This is a genomic window from Luedemannella helvata (assembly GCF_039528415.1).
GTDB lineage: Bacteria > Actinomycetota > Actinomycetes > Mycobacteriales > Micromonosporaceae > Luedemannella > Luedemannella helvata.
Window position 1 is genome coordinate 315,642 of the sequence record NZ_BAAALS010000002.1, and the last position, 25,481, is coordinate 341,122.

The following is a 25,481-nucleotide window of genomic DNA, read 5'->3' on the forward strand; positions in this document are numbered from 1 at the left end:
TTTTTCAATGCGCACCGTCCACCAAGCCGACCGCCTCCGGCGCTGACTCACCCCAAAAGTGACTACTGGCTGCAATCATACTGCCCAGGTGATCACGAATCGGCCTACCTGGACACTGCCAGCCCAACGAGATTGACTCCCGCTGGTGGCATCTGCCGTTCGCGACGCCTTGCCGACCTAATCCGTTGTGAGGTCGGCGACGAGCTCATTAAGGAGCAGTTCTTCTTCGACGACCTCTACGTCGGCGAGCCCAGGCAAACGGGTCATCCCAGTGCGCGGTTACCTGGCCACGGCGCAGCAGAACTCTGCCGCAGCCCGCGGCCTCCCCATCTCGGTGCGTGCCAGGCACTCTTCCCTTCGGTCAGCAGATGCTGTCGGAGGGTCTCGGATTGTGCAGGCCGAGCAGTGGCCGCGCCTGAACTCCCAGCCAAGCGCCGGCGAGGGCGCAACAACCCCAGATCCAGCCGCTCAGGTTTCCGACCGAGATCGCGCCCAGGAAGGCGCCGATGTTGCATCCGCCGGACATGCGTGAGCCGACGCCCATCAGCAGCCCGCCGAGCAGGGCCGCCAGCGCCGCGCGCGCGGGCATGCGGGTGTGCAACCGCCAGGCGCCGGCCGCCGCCGCGGCGACCGCCGCGCCGATCATGATGCCCAGGTTGGTCAGCGTCAGTCGGTCGGTGAGCAGGGGCGCTTGCAGTTGGCGCGCGTTGTCCGGCAGTTGCCAGAAGGCCCAGTGCTCGGGGTGCCCGCCGGCCGCTTGCAGCAGCTTCGTTCCCCACAGGCCGAACGCGCTCGCGACGGCCCAGACCCGGCCGGAGACCAGGAAGACCAGGCCGGCCAGCACACCCAGGACGAGCGCTCCCGCAGTGGGCGACCACGTGCCGCGGTAGAGCCGGGCCGCGCCGCGCGCGGTCGGTGGCGGGGCCACCGGCGGCGGCCGGCGTTTGCGCTGTACGTGCCACGTGAGCCCACCGGCCAGTAACACCGCCGCCCAGGTGACCGCGCTGGAGCCGATCCAGCCGACCCGGTCGGCCAGCAGCAGCCCCGGGGCGGCCGGCAATTCCTGCACCGCCGGGTACGCCCAGATGCACAGCGTCTGGCCGGCCACGAAGCCGCCGAGGCTGAGCACGATGGATGACTGGCCGGCGCCGACGGCGAAGAGGGTGCCGGAGGCGCATGAGCCGGCCAGTTGCATCCCGATGCCGAAGAGGGTGGCGCCGATCAGCAACGCCAGGCCGATAGGAACCGCCGTGGGGCGGGTGACCGGGTCGAAGACCGCCAGCTGGCCGGCGAGGACGATCGTGATCATGGTGGCGGCGACGCCGAGCAGCAGCAGTTGCGCGCGCAGCGCCTGGCCGTTGCCGACGGTCACCAGCTGCCGCCACCCGGACGTGAAGCCGAAGTGCGAGTGGAACAGCGTGAAGCCCAGCGCCAGGCCGAGGGCGAGCAGCAGCGCCGGTTTGCCGCCATGCTGGAGGCTGACCAGGACGAGGGCGCCGGCGGCCAGCAGCGTCGCGACGATCAGCGGCAGCCGGTCGACCGGCCCCAGCGGGTCGGCCGGTGGCGGAGCGCACCAGGTCGGTGCCGCGACCCGGAACCGCTCGCGCAGCCGCACGCCGCCGTCCAGGACGGGGATGTGCGGGACCTCAGTGGCCATCGTCGCGCCCGGTCCGCTGCGCGGCGGTTCGCCTCAGCTCGGCCATGTCGAGCCGGCGTACCTGCTCCACCAGGTCGGTGAGGGCCTCGTCGGTGAGCTCCCCCTCGTGCGAGAAGACCATCGCGCCGCTGCGCAGCATGGCGATCTTGGGAACGGCGCCGACCTGGAACGCCTTGGCGAGTTCGACCTGCCGTTCGACATCCACCAGGGCGAACCCCACGTCCCGGTGCTCTTCCGCGGCGGCGGCCAGGGTCTCCCGGAAGCTGCGGCAGGGCGTACACCAGTCGGCGTAGAAGACGATGATCAGCACATCATGGCGCGCCAGCACCTCCCGCAGCCGCTCGATGGTCAGGTCGAGGATCCGCCCGGCTGGCGCGACCCCCTCAGACCGCGGTCGGCTCGACATGGGCCTCCTCCGACTGCGAGATCGCGTACTCCAGCAGTGTCAGCAGTACGCTCTTGACCTCGCCGCGTACGCGGGCGTCACAGCAGACGACCGGGATGGCGGGGTCGAGGGCCATGGCGCGGCGCACGCTTTCGACCGGGTGGTGCAGGATGCCGTCGAACTTGTTCACCACCACCACGTACGGGATGCCGCGGTTGTCGAAGAAGTCGATCGACGTGAACGAGTCCGCGAGCCGTCGGGTGTCGACCACCACGACGGCGCCGATCGCCCCGCGCACCAGGCTGTCCCACATGAACCAGAAACGCTCCTGGCCCGGTGTGCCGAACAGGTAGAGGAGCAGGTCGTCCTCGAGTTCGACCCGGCCGAAGTCCATCGCGACCGTGGTGGTGGCCTTCAGCGGGATGCGGGCGATGTCGTCGACGTTAGTGCTCGCCAGGGTCATCATGGCGTCGGTGGTCAGCGGTTTGATGTCGGAGACCGCGCCGACCATCGTGGTCTTGCCCACCCCGAAGCTGCCCGCCACCACGATCTTCACCGAGGTCACGGTTGCGCCGCGCCTCGTGGTGCCTTCGCTGCTGGTCTTCGTCATGGTCAGCTCCGAGCCTCGGTCGCCCGGTGGGCGACCAGCTTCGACCGCAACTCGTTGTCGTCGCGGGCGGCGGGGGTCAAGGTCCGGCCCACCCGGTCCACCAGCAGGGCCATCTCGTACGCGATCTGGCCGACGTCCTCGGCCGGGTCGACGAGCGCCACCAGCGACGACCCGTCACTGATCGACATCAGCAGCATGGTGCCGCCGTCCATCTCGATGATGGTCTCGTTGACGTTGCCGGCGTCGAAGCACTGCGCGGCGCCGTCGGCCAGGCTGACCAGGCCGCAGGCGACCGCCGCCAGCTGGTCGGCCCGGTCGCTCGCGAGGTCGTCGGAGGCCGCGAGCAACAACCCGTCGGCGGACACCGCGACGGCATGCGCCACCCCGGGCACCCGGCCCGCAAAGTCGTTGATCAGCCAGCCGTACTCGTTTTTCGGCGACGATTTGGTGTCCACGGTCACTCCGATTCGATGGTGTTCGCTGAGGTTTTTCTGCTCTTGCCGAGGGCGGCCCACCGCGATACGCGGCTCTGGTCGGGGTCCTTCGCTTTCCGCACACCGCGCTGGAAGCCGCTCAGGCGCGACCGGGTACGCGCCGGGTCCCGGATGATCTCGCGTTGGCCGCCGTCGCGCCGAGCGCTGCCGGGAACGAGTTGCGCGCCCCGCTGCCGGATCGGCAGTCCGTCGTCGGTGTAGTCGTAGTGCCGGGGACCGCTCAACTCGGACAGCACACTCCAGCCGTCCGGGGCCGCCGCCGCCTCGCCGGCGACCGACACCGACCGGGGTTGCCCCGCCGTGTCGCGGGCTTTGAACCACCCCGACGCGGCCCGCTTGGCCGGATCCGCGTTCTTGCCGATCAGCCGGTTAGGGGTACGCGTCGGCAGGTCGTCGGGAATGTCCGTGTGCGACTGCTCGACGAGTTGCCGGGAGCGGTCCGGAGCCGTATCGGCGGGTTGTACGTCCGGCGGCTGCGCCTGCCGCGAGCGGTCCGCCGATGGGCCAGGAGGTGGTACGGCCGGCGGCGGCGCCTGCCGCGAACGGTCCGGAGCGGGGCCAGGATGTTGGACGTCCGGTGTCTCCGCTTTGCGGCGCCGCGAGGCGGCGGCCTGCAGGGCGAGACGCCGGTCGGCCCAGCCCGGACGTTCGCCGCCCTCCACGAGGTCGGCCGGGACGCTGACCAGGGCGATCGTACCGACCGCCTGGTCACCGCCGAGCAGTTCCACGCCGAACCCGTGCCGTCCGGCCAGCCGGCCGACCACCACCAGGCCCACCCGACGCGACCGCACGAGCTCCGTCGAACCCAGCCGGGTCAGCCGCCCGTTCGCAGCCCGGACCTCGTCGTCGGTCATGCCGATGCCCTCGTCGATCACGGCGATCGACAGGCTGCCGTCGCGCAGGACCTGCGCCTGCACCGACACGGTCGTCTCCGGCGGCGAGAAGGAGATCGCGTTGTCGATCAGCTCGGCCAGCGTCCGGGCCAGATCGCTTGCCGCCGCTCCGGCGATGTGCGCCTTGGGCGGGTCGATGACCTCGACCCGCCAGTACGCCTCCACTTCGGACTTCGCCGCCTGCAGGAGGCTCTCCACCGACGTCGGCTGCGTTGCCTTGCGCACCACCTCCGTCCCTGAGAGCACCAGGATGTTCTCGTTGTTGCGCCGCATGCGGGTGACGAGATGGTCCAGCTGGAAGAGCTTGGCCAGCTGACTCGGCGACTCTTCGTCGGCCTCCAGCCGCTCGATGAGGTGCAGCTGCCGCTGCACCAGCGACTGGCCACGGCGGAACATGTTGGTGAACACCTCCGCGTACCCGGAGCGCATCTCCCGCTGTTCGCCCACCGCGGCCACCGCTTGTGCGCAGACCACGCCGAAGGCGTCCGCCACCGCGGCGAACTCCTGGGGCAGGGGCGGTACCACCGACGGTGACTGCTGCCCCTCGATCCGGCCGTCCCGGATGTCGCGCAACAGCTCGGGAAGCCGGCGGTTCGCCAGCTCGGCGGCCGCGTTATTGACCGCGGTGAGCCGCCGGGTGATCTGCCGCAGCAGCACCACGATGCCGACCGCGCCGAGCACCCCGGCCACCAGGAGGACCAGAACCGTCGTCAGCAGAGCCGCGCCGGCCGACTCGGCCGCCTTCCCCGCCCGGTCCGCCATCTCCGTTGCGCGCTGGGCGATTCGCTGATCCAGGCCGGTCAGCGCGGGTCCGGTGGCCGCTTCCCACTGGGCACGTGGCACGACCGGCCGGAACCCGCCGGAGGGCGGCAGCATCGTGGTCGCCAGCCTGGTCCAGGTGCGGCTCTGCTCCTCATCGAGCACGCCCGGCCGCAGCCCTAGGGCCAGCGCAGACCGCGCCTGCGTGGTGGCCGACTCGTTCAACGGCGTGGCGCTGAGCAGCAGCAGTCGGTTCTGGTCCAGGTGTTCTCTGGCCCGCCGCAGCGCGGTGGTTTCGCGCAGCGCCTCCGCCAGCGACGCGCTGCTGAGCCGGGCCGGGTACGTGTCCAGAAGGTCGAGCAGGGAACCCGTCACGGCGGTGTAGCGGGCGATCGCCGTGGCCGGCACGACGATGTCCCGGATGTCGGCGAGCTGGTCGAGCCGGATCTGGTCGAGCCCGGCGGCGGTTATCGCCGCGTCGGTCGCCGCCCGGGCCTCGGGCGCCGCGTCGGCCGACGCGGCCCGCTCGCGCTGCACCGCGGTCAGTACGTCCACGACGGCCTGCGTACGGGAGACCAGCGCCGCGTCAGCCTGGGCCGCGGACCGCTGTTCGGCGGCGTGCCGGATCATCTCGGTGCCGCCCCATCCGGCGACGGCGAGCGGGATCGCCAGCAACACGAGGATCCGGGCGGGAACGGGCCAGCCGTTCGGGCGCTTCCATGAAATAGGCACAGTCACTCCTGCGACGGTCCGGTCAGCTGAGCTTCGCCAGGCTGGCGTGTACGCGCTTGAGCAGCGCCACCGGCGGCCGGCCGTCGGAGATGGGAGTCGTCTCGTGCAGCATCAGCAGGCCCTGGTCGATCGCGTCGCTGATCAGCACTTTCACCGCGCCGATGGGCGCGTTCAGGGCGACCGCGATCTCGGCCACCGACTGCGGCGTCGCGCAGTGCTCGCACAGCTGCAGGTGATCTCCGGCGAGTTCGGATTCCCCGGACCAGTTCTCGTGCAGGCCGGTCGAACTGAGCAGCGTCTCGAACTCCAGCGGGTGTGCCGCCTCGACCCGCCCGCCGGTACGCACGTAGGGCCGGATCATGGACGCTTCGAGGTCGATGTCCAGATGGATGTCGATCATGTCGTCCCGGGCACAGGCCGAACCGGTGTCGACACCGCCGGGATGGATCTGGCAGCGGGCGCTCTCGGCACCGGCCCGTTCCAGTTCCGGCAGCGAGATGGGCGACAGGTAGGTCAGCACTTCGACGACCAGGGCGGCGGGTGGATGCGTACCGACCTCGTCGTCCGGGTCGCGGGGGCGGAAATCGCGCTCAGCCCACTCCTGGTAGTCCGACCATCCACCGAAGCGGGATCCGACCGGGCGTCCACCCGGGTGTTCGGGGCGTGTGTCATCTGCTGAACTCATGCGCGTACTCCACTGGTTGTCACCCGCGTCCGCCGTCCTGCACCGTGCAGGACACGGGACTGCCGTCGTGGGGTGCGGTTAGGAGGGTTCCGTCTTCGGCGACGCCGGGCAGGACGCCGCCACCGCCGGCGTTGCGCATCGGCCATGCCTCGAGGTCGCTTCCCGGACCGGCCTCGGCGCCGCAGGCGAAGACCGGCTGGCGGATGGCCACTACCTGCTCGGCCGCTTTCCTGGTCTTGGCCGTGACGAGGTAGAGCTTCCCGTCCAGCAGGGTGAAACCGACCGCGACCGGACCTCCCGCCGCCGGCGGCTGCGACTGATGGCTCGGCGCCGGGGCCCCGGTGGCCGGAGCCGCCACGATCCGATGGTCCGCCTGGACCGGCCCGGACGCGTCCGGATCCCGTTTCGACAGGAAGGTGACCGCACCGGCGGTGAGCACGAGCAGGAGGGCGCCGAGGAGATACTTCATCGGTTCCCCGCCCGTACGGCTTCGGTGAAGGAAAGGCGCCGGGACCGCCGTGCCGGCGACGGCGCCTCGTTGGCGGCGAGCGGCGCCTGCCGCGCCAGTTCGTCACCGTACGCGAGGACGGCGTTGGAACTGTTGAAGCCGACGACGCCCACCAGCCGCCCCGAGCGTACGTACCCGGTCACCGACCGACCGCCGGTGCTCAGCTCGCGCAGGGCCACCCGGTCGCCGCCCAGCGCGGGCACGCCGGCGGCCTGGATGCGCATGCCGTGCTGCTCGGACCAGAACCGGGGTACGGGCAAAAACGGGGCCGCCGAGCCCTTGCCGGCGAGCAGGCTCTCGGCCGCGGCCCGCCCCATCTCGATGGCGTTCGTCCAGTGCTCGACGCGGCGGGGCGCCCGGTCGAAGCGCAGATTGGGCCACTGCGCGACGTCACCGGCCGCCACGATGTCGTCAAAGCCGTCGACGTGGCAGGTCGGCCCGCACAGCACCCCCTCGTCCACCGGTACACCGGAGTCCCGCAACCACGCGATGGACGGCACCGAGCCGACCGCGACGACGACGCACGCCGCCTCGATGACCCGACCGGTGCTGAGCCGTACCGTGACGCTGCGCGAACCCAGCGACCATTCCTCGATGCCGGCGCCCAGCGCCAGGTCAACCCCGTGGTACCGGTGCAGTTCCACCAGCTGGCTGCCCAACTGCGGACCGAGCAGGCCGGCCATCAGGCTCTTCGACCGGCCGATCAGGGTCACCTCGCGCGACATGTGCCGCAGGCTGGAGGCGATCTCGCAGCCGGTGAAGCCGCTGCCCAGCACCACAACGGGCAACCGGTTGCCGGCCAGCGCGCGTTGCAGCCGCTTGCCGTCGGCGATCGTACGCAGGGTGACGACGCGCGGATTGCCGTGCTGGCCGCCGTTGACCCGGCGGGCCTCCACCCCGGTCGCGATGATCAGCCCGTCGTAGCCGAGTTCCTCACCGCCGGGCAGGTGCAGGATCCGGCGCTTGGGTTCGAGCCGGTGCACGGGGGTGGCGAGTCGCCAGATCGCATCGAGCTCCTCCAGCGGGTCGATGCGCAGGTCGGCGGCGTTCGCTTCGCCGGTGAGGAACTGCTTGGACAGCGCGGGCCGGTGGTACGGCATGGAGTCCTCGGCGTTGAGGATGACGATCTCGTCGCGGTGGCCGAGTTCCCGCAGGCGTTCCGCGGCCCGCAGGCCGGCGAGTCCGGCACCGACGATGACTATCCGGGTCATTTCTCGACGGCTTTCAGTTCGGCCCCCTTGAGCTGTATCGCCCGCATCGGGCACGCGCGTGCCGCGGACCAGACCTGCTCGTTTCGGCTGAGGTCGGGATGGCGCTTGTACTGCAGGCGGCCGTCCTCGCGGAGCTGGAAGATCTCCGGCGCCTCGGTCTGGCAGAAGCCGTAGCGGTGGCACCGCTGGTTGTCGACGCTGATCTCGACCGGGTTCGTCCGGTCCAGGCGGACCGGAGCGGCGGTCTCACCGTCGATCAGCCCGACCCGGATCAGCGTTGCCGGTGGCGCGAACCGCAGGACGGTCAGGACGACCGCCGGTACCGCGGCCGTCAGCCCGCCCATCCACCAGATGTCGATGTCGGCGTTGGCCCACGCGCCGGCCCACGAATGCACCATGGCGAGCGCGATGGCCACGTAGGCGAGCTGGTGGAACCGCAGCCAGTTGCGGTAGCGGAAGAGCCGGTGCAGGCCGGCGGTCACGCCGATCGCGAGCATCAGGTCCAGCGCGATGATCCCGAGTGCGTGCCGCCACTGTCCGTTGAGGAAGGGAACGACCAGGCCCAGGCGGGAGATCACCTTCTCGTCGAGGAAGACCAGCGAAACGGCGTGCGTGCAGCCCATCGCCAGGGTGAACGCGGCCAGCACCATGTGCCCGCCGCGCAGCGCCTGGTGCCCGGTCGCCCGGCGGACCCAACCGGTCGCGGTCAGCACGCCCCAGCAGAGGGTCAGGCACATCAGGAGGTAGGCCAGCCGGGCGGTGAGCGCGGCCACCTGCCGCACCCCGGAGTCGTGACCGTCGATGCCGGCCGCAAGGATGTCGACGGTCGTCATTCGGATGCCGCCCGGGGCTCGTAGCGCGCCAGGGCCCGGACAAGCATGACGGTGAGAGCGGCAACGGCGAGCGCGGCCGCCACCCCGGCCAGGATCTCTTTCCCATCCGGCAGGGGCTGGTGGGGGGCCATGTCGGCGGACCCGACGTACAGGGCGTTCGCCCGCACGAGACCGGTGCTCTCCAGCAACGTCATGTGGCGTTGCACCGTCTCGTTCGCCTTCTGCGCGAACGCCCTCATCACGTCGTTGCGAGTCTGTGCGCGTACCTGCGAGATGAGCATGAATATCGTGCCGTGGGCCTGGCGGGTGATATTCGCCCACGCCGCGTCGGCGTCAGCGCCGGTCCTTCCCAGGATGTCGCTTATCCAGGCTTCCTGCAGGGGGTTCGGATGGTCGGGAAGAGTGAAATCGAGCTGATCAGCGACTTCCTGGGTCGCTTCTTCGAGAGCGTGATGTTCGTGCATCAGCTGCCGGGCGACCGCCTGAACCCGCGGATTCGCCGACCGGTCGGCGATCGTGCCGCTGGTCGGCCCTTCCCAGAGATTCGCCCAAGCCACGTTGATCAGAAGGTTGCGGTCGTACTGCGACAACGGCCCCCACGGCGTTTCCCGGTCGACCGTATCGAGATCACCCCGAACGGGGTCGATAGGGGACGGCCCGGCGCCCTGCGCATGTGCCTGCGAAACGTTGAAGAAAAGGCTCGACAGCCCTACCAGTAAGACAGTAAAAACCCTCGCGAACCACATGACGCCACCGCCATGTCCACGTGGCCTCTTCTTCCGTCGCACGGGGTAAGTCACCGAGAAGGTCCCTACCGGTTTCAGCACACTGGACCGCCGAGCCGCCGGTTCGCTTCTGAGGTTTCGCACGAATGGTAAATGCATATCGATCCGTTCGATCGAGCCTTGCCCTTGGACTGAAATCGAGACTGCCCCGGACGGGAGAGGCACGTCCGGACGCCGGCATCGCGATGCGCCGGTGAGCCGCCGACGGTCATGACGGCGTTGCTTTCAGAAGTTCCGCGCCTCCGCCCGGTCGGAGCCCCAGGCGGCCAGCAGCGGCAGGGTGCGCGCCGTCGGCGAGTGCGGCTCGACGGTGTAGATGACGACGTGTTGGCTGTCGTCGCGCGGGGCGACGACCAGCTCGACGTCGAAGTCCAGGACACCGGCGACCGGGTGGCGGATGCGCCGGTGACCCGACGAGTACTCGCCCACCAGGTGATCGCCCCACCAGCGCTCGATGTCCGTGTCGGCCCGGCGCAACTCCTCAATGTCGCGTTGCAGGCGACGATCCTGCGGATAGCGGGCCGCCTCACGCCGCATCCCGGCGATGATGGCCCGGGCGCCGCCCTCCCAGTCGTCGATGCGCTCGCGGGCCTCCGGATCGAGCAGCAGGAAGTGCGGCCACGACGTGCCCGGATCCAAGCTGTGCCCGTACACGGCGCTGAACAACGCGTTGCGGGCCAGCACGGTCCCACGCCGGCCGATGAGCAGCGCCGGGACGTGATCAAGCATGCTGAGCACCCGCAGCAGCCCCGGGTCCGGCCGCTGCGGGCGGTCGGCGGGCAGCCGGTCACGGGACGCGTAGGGCGCGGCAAGGTCGTACAGGTGAGCCCGCTCCACGTCGCTGAGGCGCAGCGCCCGGGCGAGCGCGTCGAGCACCTCACGGGAGATATTCGCCTGGCGGCCCTGCTCGAGGCGGCTGTAGTAGTCCGCGCTGACCCCGGCCAGCAGAGCCAGCTCCTCGCGGCGCAGGCCTGGTACCCGCCGCTCGCCGGGCAGCGGCACGATGCCGGCCTGCCGCGGCGTGAGCCGGTCACGCCGGGAGCGAAGGAACGCAGCGAGCTGAGATCGATCACTGACCATATTGACGACCGTAGTCTGGGATAGACGGATCTGAGTGGTCCTGTCATGCCCAGGCGGCCGGGACCCGCTTCCTCGTACCGCTTGGCCGTGGCGGCGGGCCCGTGCCGGGCCTGACGGGCGCGGGCACGCGCGACCAGCTGTTCGTGCAGGATCATGCCTGACCCCCTGACCTGACCAGGTTGTAGTCTTATCGTGCTGGCGATCCGGGGGTCAGACATCGGCACAGTGACGGCGCCTGCCGGTCGGTGGTCGACCGACCGAACACCGTTCCTACGTCATTTGACGCACATCATCGGTGCCGGTCCGAGGTGGGCGGGCCATCGGGTCGGACGATCGCACCCTCGGACCTCGTCGTGACATTTCTATCTATTTCATTCATGTCCGCCGATACGAAGTATTCTCTCGACGTGCTCCCCATCGATCGGCCGAATGTCTGGGTTGGACGCGAGAGCGAACTGGCGGTTCTCCACGCCGCGGTCGGTGCGCTGGGTCGGGGCCTCGGCTCTGTGGTCTGGGTGGAGGGTGAGGCCGGCATCGGCAAGTCGTCCATGGTGGCGGCTGCGCTGGTCACCGCTCGTGACACCGGATGCCAGGTGCTGTGGGGCACAGCGGACCAACTCTTCCAGCGCTTGCCGTTGGGGGTGATGCTGGACTGTCTGCGGGTACGGTCAGGCTCGCCGGATCCCCGTCGGGCGAGGATCGCCGCGTTTCTGCGTGACCGGCGCCCAGGCCTGTTCGAGCCGGACGACCTCGCGCACACGGCGATCGAGATGCTCGTGGCACTGGTGGACGAGTCGTGTACCGAACGTGCGACCGTCGTGGTCGTGGACGACATTCAATGGGCGGACGAGGCGTCCTTGCTGGTGTGGCACCGCTTGGCCGTCGCGGCCGAGCAACTTCCCCTACTGCTGATCGGTATCTGCCGGGTGGGGACGGGCCGGCGGGAGGTGCGGGAACTGCGGGCGGCCACCGGTCGCCGCGGCACCGTGATTTCGCTGGGTCCGCTCAACGAGACCGACGTCACCGCCCTGGTCACCGACCTGATCGGCGTGCCACCAGGGCCGGTACTGACCGAATTCGCCGCGCGGGCCATGGGAAACCCACTCTACGTATGCGAGTTGGTGGACGCCCTGATCCGGGAACGGCTCGTCGGGCCCGCGGGCGAGCTGCCGGAGACCGCGCTCGACCACATACCGTTCTCGTACGCGGCCGCCCTGAACGACCGGCTCGGTGTCCTCCCCGCGCGGACCGCGCAGATGCTGCGCACCGCATCCCTCCTCGGTGGCGAGTTCCGGGTCACGGAACTGGCGGCCGTGCTGGATGTGCCCGCCTCCGAACTGGCCGAGAGCGTCCAGGACACGGTCAGCGCCGGGCTGGTCGTCAGCGTCGGCCGAGAACTGGCGTTCCGGCATCCGCTGATCCGCCAGGCCCTCTACGAGGGCATGCCCGCCGCATTGCGATCGGCACTGCACGGCGAGGCGGCCCGGGCGCTCGCCGAAACCGGCGCCGACCCGCTGCGGGTCGCGCAGCAGTTGCTCGCGGCGGACCAGCCGGGCAGCGACTGGGCGCGCGGCTGGGTCGCTCGGACGGCATCGGTCCTGGTCGCGCAGGCGCCGGGCATCGCGGTCGAACTGCTCCAGCGAGAACTCGACCGCCCACTTCCCGATCAGGATGACCAGCAGATCCTGCTCGTCGGCCTCGCCCGCACCCTACTCAGCATGGGCCGGCATGCGGAGGCCGCGACCCGGGCCCGGCAGGCGCTGGCGCTCGCGGCAGAGCCACAGCACCACGCCGAGATGTACTGGGTGCTGACCCGCGCCCTGTTCAGCGCCGGCGACAATGACCGGGCCGTGGAGGCGGTTCGGCACGCGCTCGCGTGGCCGGAGCTTCCCGCGCTCTGGCGGGCCCGGCTGCTGGCGATGCTGGCGATGTTCCAGCGGGCCAGCACCGGCGATCTCGACGCCGCCGACGCCACCGCCCGTGAGGCGCTGGCAGCCGGCGAAGAGGCCGCCGACCAGTTCTCCATGGCTTACGCGCTGATCGACCTATGGCTGACCCACTCCGTCCGGCGCGACCACGCCGCCGCCCTGAGCCACGTCGACCGGGCCCTGGACGTGCTCGCGGAGGACCCCGAACACGCGAACCTACGAACGTACTCGCTCGACGCTCGCGTCTTCACCCTGCAGAACCTCGAGCGGTGGCCCGAGGCCGAGTCGACCCTGCGGTACCGGCGCACACTGTCCCCGGACAGGAACGATTCCGGCCAGGTGACTTCGGCGCTGACCGCGGCAGTGCTGCTCTACTGGTTGGGCCGGTGGGATGACGCGATGGCCGAGCTGGACGCGGTCGACCTGGACGCCACCGAGATCACGTACGCAGGTCTGCGCGAACGCGGACCGATGATGCTGCGCCACGGCGTCGCCGCGATGATCACCAGCCGGCGGGCCGAACGATCGGCGGCGGATGAGCACCTGCGCGCCGGACTCGACCTGCCCATCGCGACGATCTCGGACCGGGAAAACTCCGACTTCCTCCTTGCCGCGCACGCGCTCACCGCTGAGCAGGACGGGAATCCGCACGCCGCCGTGTCCATCCTGTCCGGCATGCTGAACCGACGGCCCGGTGAAATGACGTTGACCCACCAGTGGCTGCCCGATCTCGTGCGGATCGCGCTCGACGTCGGCGACCATTCGGCCGCGGTGGCCGCGCTGCGCTCCTGCCAGTCCGAGGCCGCGGCGGAAGTGCCACCGGCGCGGGCAGCCGCCGCCCGCGACCGCTGCCGGGGCCTCCTCAACCGGGACCCGGCGGCGCTGCGCTCGGCCGCCGCCCACTACCGGAAGGTGGGACCATCGGTGCCTTTAGCCGGTACCCTGGAGGATCTCGCCGCCACGCTCGCCGGCAGCGGCGACATGGCCGAGGCCCGGCTCGTGCTGAACGAAGCGGTCGACCTCTACCACACCTTCGGTGCCACCTGGGACATCCGACGCGTGGAGAACCGGCTGCGCCAACACGGCGTCCGGCGGGGCGTCCGAGGAGGACGCCCACCGCGGCCCACCAACGGCTGGGAAGCACTCACCCCAACGGAGCGCCGGGTCGCCGCGATGATCGCCGAAGGTCGTTCGACACCGCGCATCGCGCAGGACCTGTACCTGTCCCGACGCACCGTACAGACCCATGTCTCACACATCCTCGGCAAGCTCGACATGCGCAGCCGGGTGGAGATAGCACGCGAAGCACTGCGCCACGGAGCCGATGCGGCTCAGGGTTGACTCACGATCAGGCCACATCCGATAGCGAAACGCGTAGCCTGGCCGTAGGCGCTGGATGAGGAGTCCCATGGACAACCGTGCGTTGCTTACCGACCTGTTCGGGCGACTGCCCGAGCTGGTCCAGGACGCGGTGGAGGGTCTCACCCCGGACCAGCTGTGCCAGTCGCCCGCGCCGGGAGCGAACCCGATCGGGTGGCTCGTCTGGCACCTCACCCGGGTGCAGGACGATCACGTCAGCGAACTGCTCGGCGAGGAGCAGGTCTGGGTCGGCGACGGCTGGGCCAAGCGCTTCGGCCTGGAGCCCGACGCCGCCAACACCGGGTACGCCCACACGCCCGAGCAGGTGGCGACCGTGCGACCGGACAGCTGGGAGGCGCTCGTGGAGTACTACGCGGCTGTCTCCGCGCGTACCCTCGCATTGATCAAGCGGTTGACGGACGACGCGTTGGACCGGGTCGTCGACAAGCGGTGGAACCCGCCCGTGACCCTCGGCGTGCGCCTGATCAGCGTCGCGAGCGACGACCTGCAGCACGCCGGACAGGCCGCCTACGTGCGTGGCCTGCTCGGCGTCTGAGCCGCGACTCCGGCAGGTGGACGATACCGGCCGCCAGGTTGCCGGCGTGGTGCCGCAGCCGAGGCGTTCGGGTCTTCTCCGGCGGCAGCGGCTTCGACCTGTGGCGACAGCACATCACCGAGCCACCACCCCTTCGTACGCTTTCCCGGACGTACCCGAAGCGAGTGAGAAGCTGGTCCTCGACCTGCCGCGAAGGCCCCCGGCGGACCCCTATGCCGTCTACGACCGGCCGCTGCACGACGACCTCCTCGTGGTGTACGGCGCACACCACGAGGAGACCCGGGAAGTCGCCGACGTCCTTGTCCGGCTGCGACTCACCGCCAACGAATAGGTCGCGCTCAGGGAGGGTGCGACGGCCATGCCACGCCGGCGGGGAACCTGTCCGTACCTCCCTCGTCGCCGGTACTCATGACAGTTCCCTACCGTCCGGCCCAGGGGCAGACGTGCCCGCGTCGACCGGGTGGTTGCTGCGGATGACCCCACGCGGGTCGCGGTCCCGCTTGATGTCGCGCAGCCGCGCCAGCTCCTTGTCGTCGTAGGCCTCCTCGATGTCCTGCAGGCCGAGGAAGTTGAACGGCACCCGGGCGGACGCCACGTCGCCCAGGGCCCGGCGCAGCTCGGCGAACGCGACATCGATCGCGGCGGCCAGCTCGTGGTTCGCCGGCACGCCCATCGCGAACAGCAGGTGCGTCTCCTCGTAGTGCCCGGCGACGCCGTCACGGCCCGGTTCGGCCATGGCCCCGGCCAGGTGGCGCACGCTGACCGTCGTCAGCGGCGTACGCCCGCCCGCCACGGACAGCAGGCGACCGATCACGTCCTCGTCGAAGCGGTGCAGCAGGACGCCGAGGTCCATCGCCGGCATCGGGTCGACGGGCTCCGCGGCCACCTCGCCCAGCCGCCCGATGGGCACGACATCCACCGTGTCGACGACGGCCGTCCCGGCCGCCCGAATCGGGGCCAGCAGGTCCGCCAACGCCGGCACCGGCCCGAGGAAGGTCACGTCCACCACCGCGAACGAGTTGCCGCGCAGCGACTGCGGCACCTCGGGCAACGGCGGGAAGTGCGTGACCGCGGCCCACAGCGTCAACTCGCGTGGGGCGCCGGCCTGCACCCGGGCGACAGCCGTGAGAACGGCCGCCGCCTGCTCGGCCGGGAACATCAGCTTGCCGCCGGTGAGCGCGGGCTCCTCGTACAGGTCGAACTCGATCGCGGTGACGATGCCGAAGTCGCCGCCGCCCCCGCGCAGCGCCCAGAACAGGTCGGGATCGCTGTGCTCGGTGACCCTGGTCGGCTCGCCCGCGGCGGTGACCAGCTCCACCGCCCGCACCGACCGCGACGCCGGACCGTACTTGCGGCTGAACCAGGACATCCCGCCGCCGAGCAGGTAGCCGACGACGCTGACGTCCGGGCTCGACCCGGCCAACGCGATAAGCCCGGTGCCGTCGAGGTGAGGCAGCAGGGTCCCCCACTTCACCCCCGCACCCACCCGGGCCGTGCGGGCCACCCGGTCGATGGTGATCTCGGTCAGCGCCGAGGTGCGCACCAGCACCGCGCCGTCGAGGGCGCGGGTCGCGCCGTGGCCACCGGGCTGCGCCGCAACCGGGATCCCCGCCTCGCCGGCCAGCCGGACGACCGTCGCCACGTCGGTGACCTCGCGCACAGTCACGACGGCGACCGGCTGCTGGTCGACCGCGACATTCCACGCCATCCGGGCGGCATCCCAGCCGGGCTCACCGGGCTGGATCACGGTACAACGAGAGCTCAAAAGGCTGTCCAGCCGGGAAAATACCTGCGTTGTCATCATGTCGCCCAGCGTGCCGCCGCCCGGGCCGCGTGCCCACCCCTGGAACCTGGTCAACCGGACCCCCAGGTTATTGGGGGTGACGGCCACCGGCCCGCGGCCCACAATTCCCCCGTGGGCACATTGCGCGTTGAACAGGTTCGGGCACGGTTGGCTGGCCTGGCCGCGGCCGGCCTCGACGTACGGGAGTACCTGTCGTCGGCGATCCCGTTGGTCGGCGCGGTCATACCGTACGACGGCGCCTGCTTCGGCACCGCGGACCCCGACACCGAACTGCTGACCCACCACCAGAAGGTCGGCCTGCCCGACGACCGCGACTTCCAGTTCGTGCAGTACGAGTACGAAACCGACGACGTCAACAAGTTCACCGACATCGCCCGCCGGGACACACCCGTCGGGCTACTGAGCCACGACACCGGCGGCGATCCGCAGCGCAGCCGCCGCTATCGCGAGATCATCAACCCCCATTACTCGTACGGGCATGAGCTACGTACCGTCTGCCGCTACGACAACACCACCTGGGGCATGGGAACGCTCTACCGCGCGCCGCAGTCGCCGGGCTTCAGCATGGCCGAAACCGACGTCCTCGGCCGCCTCGCACCCCTGATCGCCCTGGGATTGCGCTCGGCGCTGGTCGCCAGCGCGGCCGACACGGTCAACACGACCAGCGGCCCGGCGGTCGTCATCGTCGACGGCGACAACCAGGTGTCGCAGGCCAGCGTCGCGGCCGCGGAACGCGTGGCCGAACTCGGTGGCGACCTCTGGGGCGAACTGCCGACCACCGTCTCCGCCGTCGTCAGCGCCGCCCGCGCGTACGGCTCCGGCCGCTCCTCCGTACTCCCCCGGACCCGCCACCGCACCCGGTCGGGCCGGTGGCTCATCGTGCACGCCTCACCGCTCGCCGCCCGCGACGGACAGATCGGCCAGGTCGTCGTCACCATCGAGGAGGCCGGACCCCCCGACGTCGTACCACTGGTGATCGCCGCGTTCGGGCTCACCGGCCGCGAGCGCGACGTGGTCACTCACGTCCTGCAGGGGGCGGGCACGGCCGAGATCGCCTCATCGCTGCACCTGTCGCCCCACACGGTCCAGGACCACCTCAAGAACATCTTCGACAAGGCGGGCGTACGAAGCCGACGCGCGCTCATCGCCCGCGTCTTCTTCGACCACTACCAGCCGCGCAACAGCGGCAACGGGGTACCTGTCACGGCGACCGGAAGGCTGTCGACCGCCGGGTAGACGGACCAGCGATGGCGATCTGTCCCGCTGGTCCACCGACCTTCGGTACCCGAGGTCGGGGAGGCGGCGTCGCCTCCCCGACCGCTGGCTCACCGGCCGCTGTCGTCCTCGTCCGGCGTCTCCGGCTGCGCAACTGCGTCCTCCGGCGACGGCTCGTTGCCCTGGGCCTCAGCCGACTCTGCCGCCGACGGGACGTCGGGATCAAGCTTGGCGGGCTCCGGCTGCCCTGCCGTCACGACCGTCAGCGTGACCGTTGCCGGATTGCCGTCGGCCTTGCTCACCAGCTCGATCAGAGCTGGTGCGACCTCCTCGGTGGCCAGCACCGCGACCTCGACCTTCGCATCGCCCGACAGCTCATCGAGAAGGTCCATCGGCGGAACGGACAGGTTCTCCTCGGCGTTCATGTCGTAGTCAACGTGCAGACCGATCTCCATGCCGTCGGTCCGCACGACCAGCGCGGGCGAGCCGACCGCGCGCTTGGCCAGCAGCAGATTGAAGAGCGGGGTCAGCGACCTCAGCTGGTCAGCCACCCGGTCCGCGTGCGGATAGCGGCGGGCGGTCAGCACGGCCGCGGCGAACTTGGACAACTCGCCGATGGTTCGGCCGGCCGAGTGTCGGGCGGCGGTGATGGAACGTTCTGCCTTCACTGTCGGGTCACCTTCCTTGGAAGCTTTCCAGGTACATGCCGCCGGCACGCTCCAGGCCGGCTTCCGTCGCTGTGACCCGCGCCAGGGCGTCAGCGACATGTTCGATCGTGAGTGACTTTGAGCCGACGGCCAGCGTCGCGGCCAGCACGAACACGTGGCGGATGGCGCGACCGGACATACCCTCCGAAGACTGGACCAGCCACCGCCAGTCGCGGACCTGCTTTTCCGCAGCGGCCGTGACCGGCCCCACGTCGTACGCCACGCGGAGCCCGGTCAGCGCGGACTGCATAATCTCTTCCCGCTCGGCGGGGCCGGGCGGAGGCACCTCGACCGAGAAGTCCACGCGCTCGCGCACCGCCCGGTCGATCGCCTTCGGAATGTTCGTAGTGAAGACGAACATCACGTTAGGACTGACCCTGACGTTCATATCGAGCGACTCGAGGAACGCGGTCACCTGATACATCGCATCTTGTGGGTTGGTCTCCAAACTGATGCTGCCCCGGTTAGCGCCGAGCGTCTCCACCTCGTCAACCAGAACGAACAAGGGCATGCCGGTGGATGCCTGCTCGCGGATCTCCTGGAAGAGCTGCAGAATGAGCTTCTGTCCCCCACCGCGCATCCCGCTGAACAGTGCGTGTGTATTGACGTGCATGAAGCCGGCTTCGCGTCGCGGATCGGCCCGTTGCCAGGCGTACGGCAGGCCACGCGCGAGACTGGTCTTTCCGCAGCCTGGCGGACCGAATAGCAGGATTGCCCGCCGCAGGCCCAGCGCCTGCGGGGGCACGGGGCTAAGCCTGTGCAGTGTGTCGACGAACCGTAGGAGGATGTCTTTCAGCCCACCTGCCGTCACGATCGCGTTCCAGTCGGCGGCGAACTGTGAACGGTCATCAGGCTTCCCCGCGAACCGGTGCAGGCTGTAAAGCGCCTGTCCCTCGGCCATCAGCTCAGGTCCCCGAGATCGATGCTGGTGTTATCGCCCGCCAACGCGTTCAGCAGGCCGTCGGCAATCTTTTCGGTCAGGTGGTCGCGGCCGGCGAGCTCGGGGTGGCTCCGTCGGAGGTGTTCCTCGATCTTCCGGGTGATCTCACCGAGGTCCTCGGTGGCCCCCGGGTCGTATGTGTGCGGGTTACCGCTGACCTGGTAGTTGACCTGCATGTCGTTCATCCCCTCACAGGAACCGGTACATCTGGAGCCGACCGCCGCCGGTGTTGACTACCTCGCCGACGTCCTGGCGCTGGAGGTGATCGACGCTGCCGAGCGAGGTGGGACCCCAGCCGCTGACGTCAGGAGCACCGTCCTTGAGCGTCACCACAACGCGGTACTCGCACCCGAACATCTTCGGCGTGCCCGCCAGCGCCCCGCGGACCCGGTCGATGTCGGTCGAGTAGCGGTCATCGCTGGGGTTTTGGACGTAGCTGAGCCCGAGATCGATCCGACTACGCACGACCTGGGTACCCCGCTCGACAATCTCCAGGTGCGCGGCTTCCAGGTACTGCATGGTGATCCACGTACGCAGGCCGTTCTCGATCGTCTGCTGGATCTCCACGTACGCGGTGGGATCGAGCCCGGCGCTCTGAATCGACTCGAGGAAGATGCGGTTGATCTCGTTGGCGATGTACACGTAGCTCCTGGCCGCCACGTGCACCGACGTGCGCACCTGAGTACCCGATATGGCCATTTCCCTCGTCTCGCTCTCTGGGCGACCGTCTGTTGCTGTCGCCCGTCTCTGACGGACAGGGGTTGGTGAACACCGCGCCGACTGCGGCGTCCATTGAGCGGGCCTGCGGTGCGCGCCTTTTCGAAAGGACGTTCCGAATTAACTGCTTGACACCGAAAGCCTTCGATGTGAGCGTGCACGGTCGGTTGTCTTTGGTGAGGCGGGTGCCGCGGCGGGGGGGAATTGGCGGATGATCGCGTACGTCCGGCGGGCGGTTGCTGACCGGATCCTGTTGCTGCGGGCCCTGCGACGGGCCGGGCCGGCGCTGATCGTGACAATCAGCGCCCTGGCGGTGCTGGGCAGTCTGGTGCCGGCCGCCACCGCGCTCGCAGTGGCCTTCCTCGTCGGACGGGTCGAGGCGGCCACTGCCGACGCCGTGCTGTCCGCCTCTGTCCTGCCGCTCGGGCTCTTCGCCGGCGTGCTGATCGCAGGTCAACTGATGGAAGCGGTCCGTAGTCCCCTGAGCGGCCTGGCGAAGGCACGCATCGACGGCGCGCATCGACGGCACATCATCGTGCTCACTACCGGGGGCTCCGCCTTGGATGCCCTGGAGAGCCCGCTGGTCCAGCAGCTCATCAGGGAGGCGAAGGCCGACCCGGACAACTGGACGCAACGCACCCCCGCCGAGGGGGCGTTGGCCCAGCTCGGCCTGCTTGGCTCCCTCGTCGGGTTGATGGGCTCGTTCGCGGTGCTGGCCAGCTACTCGTGGTGGCTGGTGGTGATGCTCGCCGTGCCGCTGCTGGTGGCACGGATGCTGGACACCGCAGGCGAACGCGCCGGATACCGGACGTGGCTCAGGGGCAGTGGTGAGGGCGTGCACGCGGGCAAGTGGAAGCAGGCGATCGTCTCGCCGGGCGAGGGCAAGGAGGCCCGCGTGTTCGGTCTGGGCGACTGGGTCGTCGCCCGCATGCAGCACCACATCGGGGCGATGTTCGAGCCGGTGTGGGCGGTCCACCGGCGCAACATGGCCATGCGCTGGCGGCAGGCGCTGCTGGTGGCCGTGCCAGTGGGGATCGCCTTCGCCATGGTCGCCGACTCGGCGGCGAGCGGGTTCACCTCCGTCGCCGTCGTCACGGCGGTGTTGAGCGCGGGCGCGTCGCTGCACATGATCTTGGATCCGTTCAGCGACCCCAGCATCATCGGCGGGGTTGCTTGCCTGCGGGCAACGCAGCAACTGCGGGTCGAGTTGGGCGGCGCAGAGCCGCAGGCGAGCGAGCCCGCCCGCGCCGCACCGTCTATCCCGCCCTCCGCGCCACTGGTGAGGTTCGAAGCGGTGTCCTTCACGTACCCACGGACCGGCCGGGTCGTGCTGCAACACGTCGACCTCGAGATCCGCCCCGGCGAGCTGCTGGCCATCGTGGGCCTCAACGGCGCCGGCAAGTCGACTCTGATCAAGCTGCTGGCCGGCCTCTACACTCCGTCCTCCGGCCGGATCACCGCGGACGGCGTGGACCTGACGCGCCTTGGCATTCCAGCCTGGCGCCAACGGATCGCGGTGGTGTTCCAGGACTTCGTCCGCTACCACTTGTCGGCGGAGGACAACGTGGTGCTGGGCCGGCCCGACAGGGATCCAGCGGCCCTGGACGCGGCCGCCAGCGACGCCGGGCTCGATGAGCTGATCGCCCGTCTCCCGGACGGTTGGCGCACACCGCTGGCCCGGTCGCGTACCGGCGGGGTTGACCTGTCCGGCGGCCAGTGGCAACAGGTCGTCCTGGCCCGGGCGCTGTACGCGGTGCGCACCGGCGCCCGCCTGCTCGTGCTGGATGAGCCCACCGCGCACCTGGACGTGCGGACGGAGTTCGACGTGTTCGAGCGCCTCGCCGCGCACAAGGGCGACGCCAGCGTGGTGCTGATCTCCCACCGGCTCTCCACGGTGCGTCGGGCCGACCGGATCGTGCTGCTGGAGCACGGCCGCATAGCGGAGTCCGGGACGCACGACGAGCTCATGACCCTGGGCGGGTCGTACGCCGAGATGTTCCAGATCCAGGCCGACCGGTTTCAGCGCGGCTTCGACGACCGGATCGAGGAGGGTGAGCTGCTGTGAAGCGGTACGTCGCGCTCTGGCTGAAGCTGCTGCGCCTAACCTGGCAACTCTTTCCGGGCCAGACCGCGGCGCTGCTGGTGTTGCGGTTGCTGATGGTGGGCGTCACGGCGGCGACCGCGCTCGCCATGCGGGCCGTGGTCAACGCGGTGGCCGAGGGCGACCCGGCCGGCGCCGTACGGGCCAGCGCCGTCACGGCGCTGACACTCGGGCTGAACGCGTACGCTCTCGGGGCCGAGCACAACGTGCTCTTCCTGTTGGTCGAGCGGGTCGGCTTGAAGCACGTCCGGGCCCAGATCGACCGCGACATCGCCGGGCTGGAAGGGCTGGATCACCTCGAGCGTACCGACTTCCTCGACCGCGTCACCGTGGTCCGGGGCGCGGCGTGGGGCCTGACGTACGGCATGTGGAACGCGGTCGACACCATCTTCGCCGCGCTGCGGCTCGTCGTCATGCTGGTGCTACTCGGCGTCGTCAACCCCTGGCTGCTGCTCCTGCTGGCGTTCGCGGCGGCCCCGCTGTGGTTCGAGCGGCGCGGCCGCAAGGCGATCGTCCAGGCGGAGCTGGACACGGCCGAGCGGATGCGGCTGCAGCGGCACCTGTTCGAGCTGGCCACGGAAGCGCGCACCAACAAGGAGATCCGCACGGCGGGCGTCGGCCCGGCGCTGGCCCGCCGCCAGGAGCAGATCTGGCAGGAGATGGCCGAGGTGTGGTTGCGCGCCCGGGTGCGGTCCGGCGCCTGGCGGTTCGCGGGCTGGTCGCTGTTCACGCTCGGCTTCGCGGGGGGCATGGGCCTGGTGGCCGCCGACGCGGCGGGTGGCGCAGGCAGCGTCGGTGACGTGGTGCTGGCCATCATGGTCGCGGTCACCATGCGGGAGTCCGTGGAGACGACGGTGTCGCGTACGGCGACGGTGGCGGACGCCGGCCGGCTCATTGAGCCCTACCTCTGGCTGCAGGAGTACGTCGCGGCCGACCGGGGCCGGGCGAAGGGCGACCGGGCCGCGCCCGATCGCCTGCGCGACGGCATCACGTTCGACCACGTGAGCTTCACCTATCCGGGACGCGACGAGCCGGCGCTCGACGACGTCAGCGTCCACCTGCCGGCAGGCACGGTCGTCGCGCTCGTCGGGGAGTACGGCTCAGGCAAGACGACCTTGGTGAAACTGCTGCTCAAGTTCTACCGCCCGGACGAGGGCACGATCCGCGTCGACGGGGTCGACCTGGCGGCTATCGACACCGAGCAGTGGCGGCGCAACGTCAGCGCCGCCTTCCAGGACTTCGGCCGCTTCCACACCGCGTTCGCCGAGACCATCGGTCTGGGCGACCTGGAGCACCTGACGGACACCCAGCGCATCGAGGCGGCGATCCGCAGCGCCGACGCCGAGGAGCTGGTGCGAAGGCTGCCGGACGGTCTCGACACGGAACTGGGTCGGGAGCAGGGCGGCGTCGACCTGTCCGAGGGGCAGTGGCAGAAGACCGCCCTGGCCCGGGCGTCCATGCGGGAGCGGCCGCTGCTGTTCGTGCTCGACGAGCCCACCGCGTCGCTGGACGCACCCAGCGAGCACGCGGTGTTCGCCGGGTACATGGCGCGGGCGCGAGGGCTGGCCGACCGGGCCGGCGCCATCGTGGTCGTCGTGTCCCACCGGTTCTCCACGGTCGCCGGAGCCGACCTGATCCTGGTGTTGGCCAACGGCCGGCTCGCTGAGACGGGCACCCACGAGGAGCTGCTCGCCCTCGACGGTCGCTACGCGGAGCTCTACAACATCCAGGCCACCGCGTACGCGCGCGCATAAGCGGTGGCGCCGGCTAGTGGAGCTGGCCCTGGTAGCGCAGCCATCCTTCGTCGAGGAGCCGGAACCCCGCGTCAATCGCGGACTCCGGGTCGGCGGTCCGGGTTGCGCTGAGCTGTATCTGGAGGGCGAAGCGGACGTAGAAGCGGATCTCGTCGCTGGGCTCGGGATGCCCGAACTCCTTGGTGATCGCCGCGATCAGGGCGTCCTCGTGGCGGAACCACATGCGTTCGGCGTACTCAACCAGGGCGGGGGTCTGTTCCATCAGGGCGAGGATCGGCTGCTCAGGGTTGGACCCGAGCGCGGTGATCTCCGCAAGGTAGTGCGCCTTGAGCGCGGCGGAGATCGACGTGCCCGGGGGCCGGTCGGTTACCGCCGCGACGAGCCGGTCGTGTCGCACGTCCTCGTCACCGAACGCGAGGGCCTCCTTGGTCGGGAAGTGCGTGAAGACGGTCGTCGGTGACACGTCGGCCCGGTCGGCGATCTCGCGGACGCTCACCGCGTCGAACCCTCGTTCGAGGAACAGTTCGTGGGCGGCCTGCACGATCGCTGCCCGGGTCGCTGCCTTCTTGCGCTCCCGTCGCCCGGTTCGCTGCCCCTCGCTCATGCCGACAGAGTACTGGACCCGTTCAGTACACGTATTGACTTCATAACTGGCGTGAGTACAGTTTTGGTGTAGCACCGGGATTGATCGCGGAATCGACACATGCGGCAGGACGCCGGGAGAGAAGGAACCATGGACGCGACCCCCACCCAGGTGGACCCTCAGCAAAGGCAACGCTTCGCCGCCGGCATCGCGCTCATTGCCGGAGGACTGGTCTTCTTCGTCGCGGAGTTCATCGCCGCGGCCGCATGGACGCGTCCGCCCTACAGCTACACCTACGACTACATCAGCAACCTCGGCGTACACGGCCCCACGCAGGGCTTCGGGCAGCTCATGTACTCGCCACTGGCGTGGGTGATGAACACCGGATTCTTCCTGTTCGGGATCATCCTGTTCGGCGGCATCGCCATGCTCACCGGCATGCACGGGACGCGCGGCTGGGCAGTGCGCACCCTCGCCTTCCTGATCGCCGCCGGCGGGGTGCTGCTCGCCTTCTTCCACGGAACCGGCGAGACGGCCGACAGCGGTGCCATCGACTTCCACTCGGTGGGCGCCCTGGCGAGCATCATCAGCGGCAACGTACTGATCATCATTCTCGGGCGCGCGCACCGGCAGGCCGGGATCGCCGCCACCACCGGCCGGGCCATGGTCGCCCTCGGCGCCTTCGGGCTTGTCTCCCTGATCGGCTTCATGGCCATCGCCGGCTCGTCAGCCACTCTGATCGGCCTGGTCGAACGCTGCGCGGTCTATCCCCTGCTGATCGGCTTCATCTGCGCCGGCAGGTCCATCTGGAAGAGCAATCGGCGGTTGACGGCCAGCAACGCGTAGACGGCCACGACCCAGAGCGGACTGGTGGGGCGTCCGGGTGGTGCGACAGGACGCGTTCCTGCGGCGGCTGATCCGCGAGTACGCTCTGGTCGGCACCGTCTCCGCGCTGACGGCCAAGGGTTTTGAGGTGCAGGTGCAGGTTGAAAAAGCGTCGGGAGAGATCCGCGTGGTGCTGCGGCGGGGGGGTGAACCGTGGCCGAGGAGATCCTCGAGGTGACCATCAGCCCGAGCGGCAAGGCAGAGATGCCGAGGCGGCGAAGGTCGATCTGACAGCGCGACCCTAATACGGCAGTGACGGTTCACCCGTTGAGCTGCTCGGACTCGATGAGTTCTCGTCGT

The 25,481-nt window shown here is 69.9% G+C and carries 24 protein-coding genes and 1 pseudogene; 8 read left to right on the top strand and 17 right to left on the bottom strand.

Annotated elements, in window-relative coordinates; genetic code table 11:
- Nucleotides 1-361: 361 nt before the first annotated feature.
- The 11 genes from ABD191_RS03570 to ABD191_RS03620 form a co-directional block, all read right to left on the bottom strand.
- Nucleotides 362-1,657, bottom strand: coding sequence for a YeeE/YedE thiosulfate transporter family protein (locus tag ABD191_RS03570; RefSeq protein ID WP_344076714.1), 1,296 nt, complete (start codon nucleotides 1,655-1,657; stop codon nucleotides 362-364).
- Entirely contained in the window at nucleotides 1,647-2,063 is a 417-nt protein-coding gene (locus tag ABD191_RS03575; protein WP_344076717.1) for a thioredoxin family protein, read from the bottom strand. Before ABD191_RS03575 ends, ABD191_RS03570 begins: the two co-directional genes overlap by 11 nt.
- Nucleotides 2,041-2,652, bottom strand: coding sequence for a GTP-binding protein (locus ABD191_RS03580; protein WP_344076719.1), 612 nt, complete (start codon nucleotides 2,650-2,652; stop codon nucleotides 2,041-2,043). Before ABD191_RS03580 ends, ABD191_RS03575 begins: the two co-directional genes overlap by 23 nt.
- Nucleotides 2,653-2,654: 2 nt before the next feature.
- Nucleotides 2,655-3,107 (bottom strand): roadblock/LC7 domain-containing protein, encoded by a 453-nt coding sequence (locus ABD191_RS03585; RefSeq protein WP_425560645.1) that lies wholly within the window; start codon nucleotides 3,105-3,107, stop codon nucleotides 2,655-2,657.
- 2 nt (nucleotides 3,108-3,109) lie between these two features.
- Nucleotides 3,110-5,530 carry a sensor histidine kinase gene (locus ABD191_RS03590; RefSeq protein WP_344076722.1) on the bottom strand — a complete coding sequence of 807 codons (2,421 nt, stop codon included), beginning with the start codon at nucleotides 5,528-5,530 and terminating at the stop codon, nucleotides 3,110-3,112.
- Nucleotides 5,531-5,552: 22 nt separating this feature from the next.
- Nucleotides 5,553-6,215: a DUF742 domain-containing protein gene (locus ABD191_RS03595; RefSeq protein WP_344076724.1), complete on the bottom strand. Its 663-nt coding sequence runs from the start codon at nucleotides 6,213-6,215 to the stop codon at nucleotides 5,553-5,555.
- 19 nt (nucleotides 6,216-6,234) lie between these two features.
- Nucleotides 6,235-6,684 (bottom strand): hypothetical protein, encoded by a 450-nt coding sequence (locus ABD191_RS03600; RefSeq protein ID WP_344076727.1) that lies wholly within the window; start codon nucleotides 6,682-6,684, stop codon nucleotides 6,235-6,237.
- Nucleotides 6,681-7,934 carry an NAD(P)/FAD-dependent oxidoreductase gene (locus tag ABD191_RS03605; RefSeq protein ID WP_344076729.1) on the bottom strand — a complete coding sequence of 418 codons (1,254 nt, stop codon included), beginning with the start codon at nucleotides 7,932-7,934 and terminating at the stop codon, nucleotides 6,681-6,683. Before ABD191_RS03605 ends, ABD191_RS03600 begins: the two co-directional genes overlap by 4 nt.
- The gene (locus tag ABD191_RS03610) at nucleotides 7,931-8,767 is read right to left on the bottom strand and encodes a 4Fe-4S domain-containing protein (protein ID WP_344076731.1); all 837 of its coding nucleotides are present in this window, start codon (nucleotides 8,765-8,767) and stop codon (nucleotides 7,931-7,933) included. Before ABD191_RS03610 ends, ABD191_RS03605 begins: the two co-directional genes overlap by 4 nt.
- Entirely contained in the window at nucleotides 8,764-9,513 is a 750-nt protein-coding gene (locus tag ABD191_RS03615) for a DUF4142 domain-containing protein (RefSeq protein WP_344076733.1), read from the bottom strand. Before ABD191_RS03615 ends, ABD191_RS03610 begins: the two co-directional genes overlap by 4 nt.
- Nucleotides 9,514-9,777: 264 nt before the next feature.
- A complete protein-coding gene (locus ABD191_RS03620; protein ID WP_344076735.1) occupies nucleotides 9,778-10,632 on the bottom strand; it encodes a helix-turn-helix transcriptional regulator in 855 nt (284 codons plus the stop codon).
- Between the two features lie 407 nt (nucleotides 10,633-11,039).
- On the opposite strand from ABD191_RS03620, the gene ABD191_RS03625 reads away from it, so the two are divergent.
- From ABD191_RS03625 to ABD191_RS03635, 3 genes are all read left to right on the top strand, one after another.
- Complete coding sequence (locus ABD191_RS03625) at nucleotides 11,040-13,901, top strand: helix-turn-helix transcriptional regulator (protein WP_344076737.1); 2,862 nt, start codon at nucleotides 11,040-11,042, stop codon at nucleotides 13,899-13,901.
- Between the two features lie 67 nt (nucleotides 13,902-13,968).
- Entirely contained in the window at nucleotides 13,969-14,475 is a 507-nt protein-coding gene (locus ABD191_RS03630; protein WP_344076739.1) for a mycothiol transferase, read from the top strand.
- A 100-nt stretch (nucleotides 14,476-14,575) separates the two neighbouring features.
- On the top strand, nucleotides 14,576-14,806 hold the full coding sequence (locus tag ABD191_RS03635) for a hypothetical protein (protein WP_344076741.1): 231 nt from the start codon (nucleotides 14,576-14,578) through the stop codon (nucleotides 14,804-14,806).
- A gap of 75 nt (nucleotides 14,807-14,881) precedes the next feature.
- Here ABD191_RS03635 and ABD191_RS03640 read toward each other — a convergent pair whose 3' ends face one another.
- Nucleotides 14,882-16,222, bottom strand: coding sequence for an FAD-binding oxidoreductase (locus ABD191_RS03640; protein WP_344076743.1), 1,341 nt, complete (start codon nucleotides 16,220-16,222; stop codon nucleotides 14,882-14,884).
- Nucleotides 16,223-16,390: 168 nt separating this feature from the next.
- Here ABD191_RS03640 and ABD191_RS03645 point away from each other — a divergent pair, with 168 nt between their 5' ends.
- Nucleotides 16,391-17,515, top strand: coding sequence for a helix-turn-helix transcriptional regulator (locus ABD191_RS03645; RefSeq protein ID WP_344076745.1), 1,125 nt, complete (start codon nucleotides 16,391-16,393; stop codon nucleotides 17,513-17,515).
- A gap of 89 nt (nucleotides 17,516-17,604) precedes the next feature.
- On the opposite strand, the gene ABD191_RS03650 is transcribed toward ABD191_RS03645, so the two are convergent.
- Genes ABD191_RS03650 through ABD191_RS03665 form a run of 4 tightly spaced genes read right to left on the bottom strand, consistent with a single transcriptional unit; the run spans nucleotide 17,605 to nucleotide 19,819 of the window.
- Nucleotides 17,605-18,162, bottom strand: a complete 558-nt coding sequence (locus ABD191_RS03650; RefSeq protein ID WP_344076747.1) for a hypothetical protein — start codon at nucleotides 18,160-18,162, stop codon at nucleotides 17,605-17,607.
- Nucleotides 18,163-18,169: 7 nt separating this feature from the next.
- Nucleotides 18,170-19,102, bottom strand: a complete 933-nt coding sequence (locus ABD191_RS03655; RefSeq protein ID WP_344076749.1) for an AAA family ATPase — start codon at nucleotides 19,100-19,102, stop codon at nucleotides 18,170-18,172.
- Entirely contained in the window at nucleotides 19,102-19,326 is a 225-nt protein-coding gene (locus tag ABD191_RS03660; RefSeq protein WP_344076751.1) for a hypothetical protein, read from the bottom strand. Before ABD191_RS03660 ends, ABD191_RS03655 begins: the two co-directional genes overlap by 1 nt.
- 4 nt (nucleotides 19,327-19,330) lie before the next feature.
- A complete protein-coding gene (locus ABD191_RS03665) occupies nucleotides 19,331-19,819 on the bottom strand; it encodes a hypothetical protein (protein WP_344076753.1) in 489 nt (162 codons plus the stop codon).
- Between the two features lie 250 nt (nucleotides 19,820-20,069).
- On the opposite strand from ABD191_RS03665, the gene ABD191_RS03670 reads away from it, so the two are divergent.
- Entirely contained in the window at nucleotides 20,070-21,923 is a 1,854-nt protein-coding gene (locus ABD191_RS03670; protein WP_344076754.1) for an ABC transporter ATP-binding protein, read from the top strand.
- Nucleotides 21,920-23,713 carry an ABC transporter ATP-binding protein gene (locus ABD191_RS03675; RefSeq protein ID WP_344076757.1) on the top strand — a complete coding sequence of 598 codons (1,794 nt, stop codon included), beginning with the start codon at nucleotides 21,920-21,922 and terminating at the stop codon, nucleotides 23,711-23,713. Before ABD191_RS03670 ends, ABD191_RS03675 begins: the two co-directional genes overlap by 4 nt.
- A gap of 13 nt (nucleotides 23,714-23,726) precedes the next feature.
- Here ABD191_RS03675 and ABD191_RS03680 read toward each other — a convergent pair whose 3' ends face one another.
- Nucleotides 23,727-24,317: a TetR/AcrR family transcriptional regulator gene (locus tag ABD191_RS03680; protein ID WP_344076759.1), complete on the bottom strand. Its 591-nt coding sequence runs from the start codon at nucleotides 24,315-24,317 to the stop codon at nucleotides 23,727-23,729.
- A 129-nt stretch (nucleotides 24,318-24,446) separates the two neighbouring features.
- Between ABD191_RS03680 and ABD191_RS03685 the strand changes: the two genes are divergently transcribed.
- Nucleotides 24,447-25,142 (top strand): DUF998 domain-containing protein, encoded by a 696-nt coding sequence (locus ABD191_RS03685; RefSeq protein WP_344076761.1) that lies wholly within the window; start codon nucleotides 24,447-24,449, stop codon nucleotides 25,140-25,142.
- A 31-nt stretch (nucleotides 25,143-25,173) separates the two neighbouring features.
- Nucleotides 25,174-25,359, top strand: a pseudogene (locus ABD191_RS03690) (DUF1257 domain-containing protein); the annotation flags it as partial.
- Nucleotides 25,360-25,481: the final 122 nt, after the last annotated feature.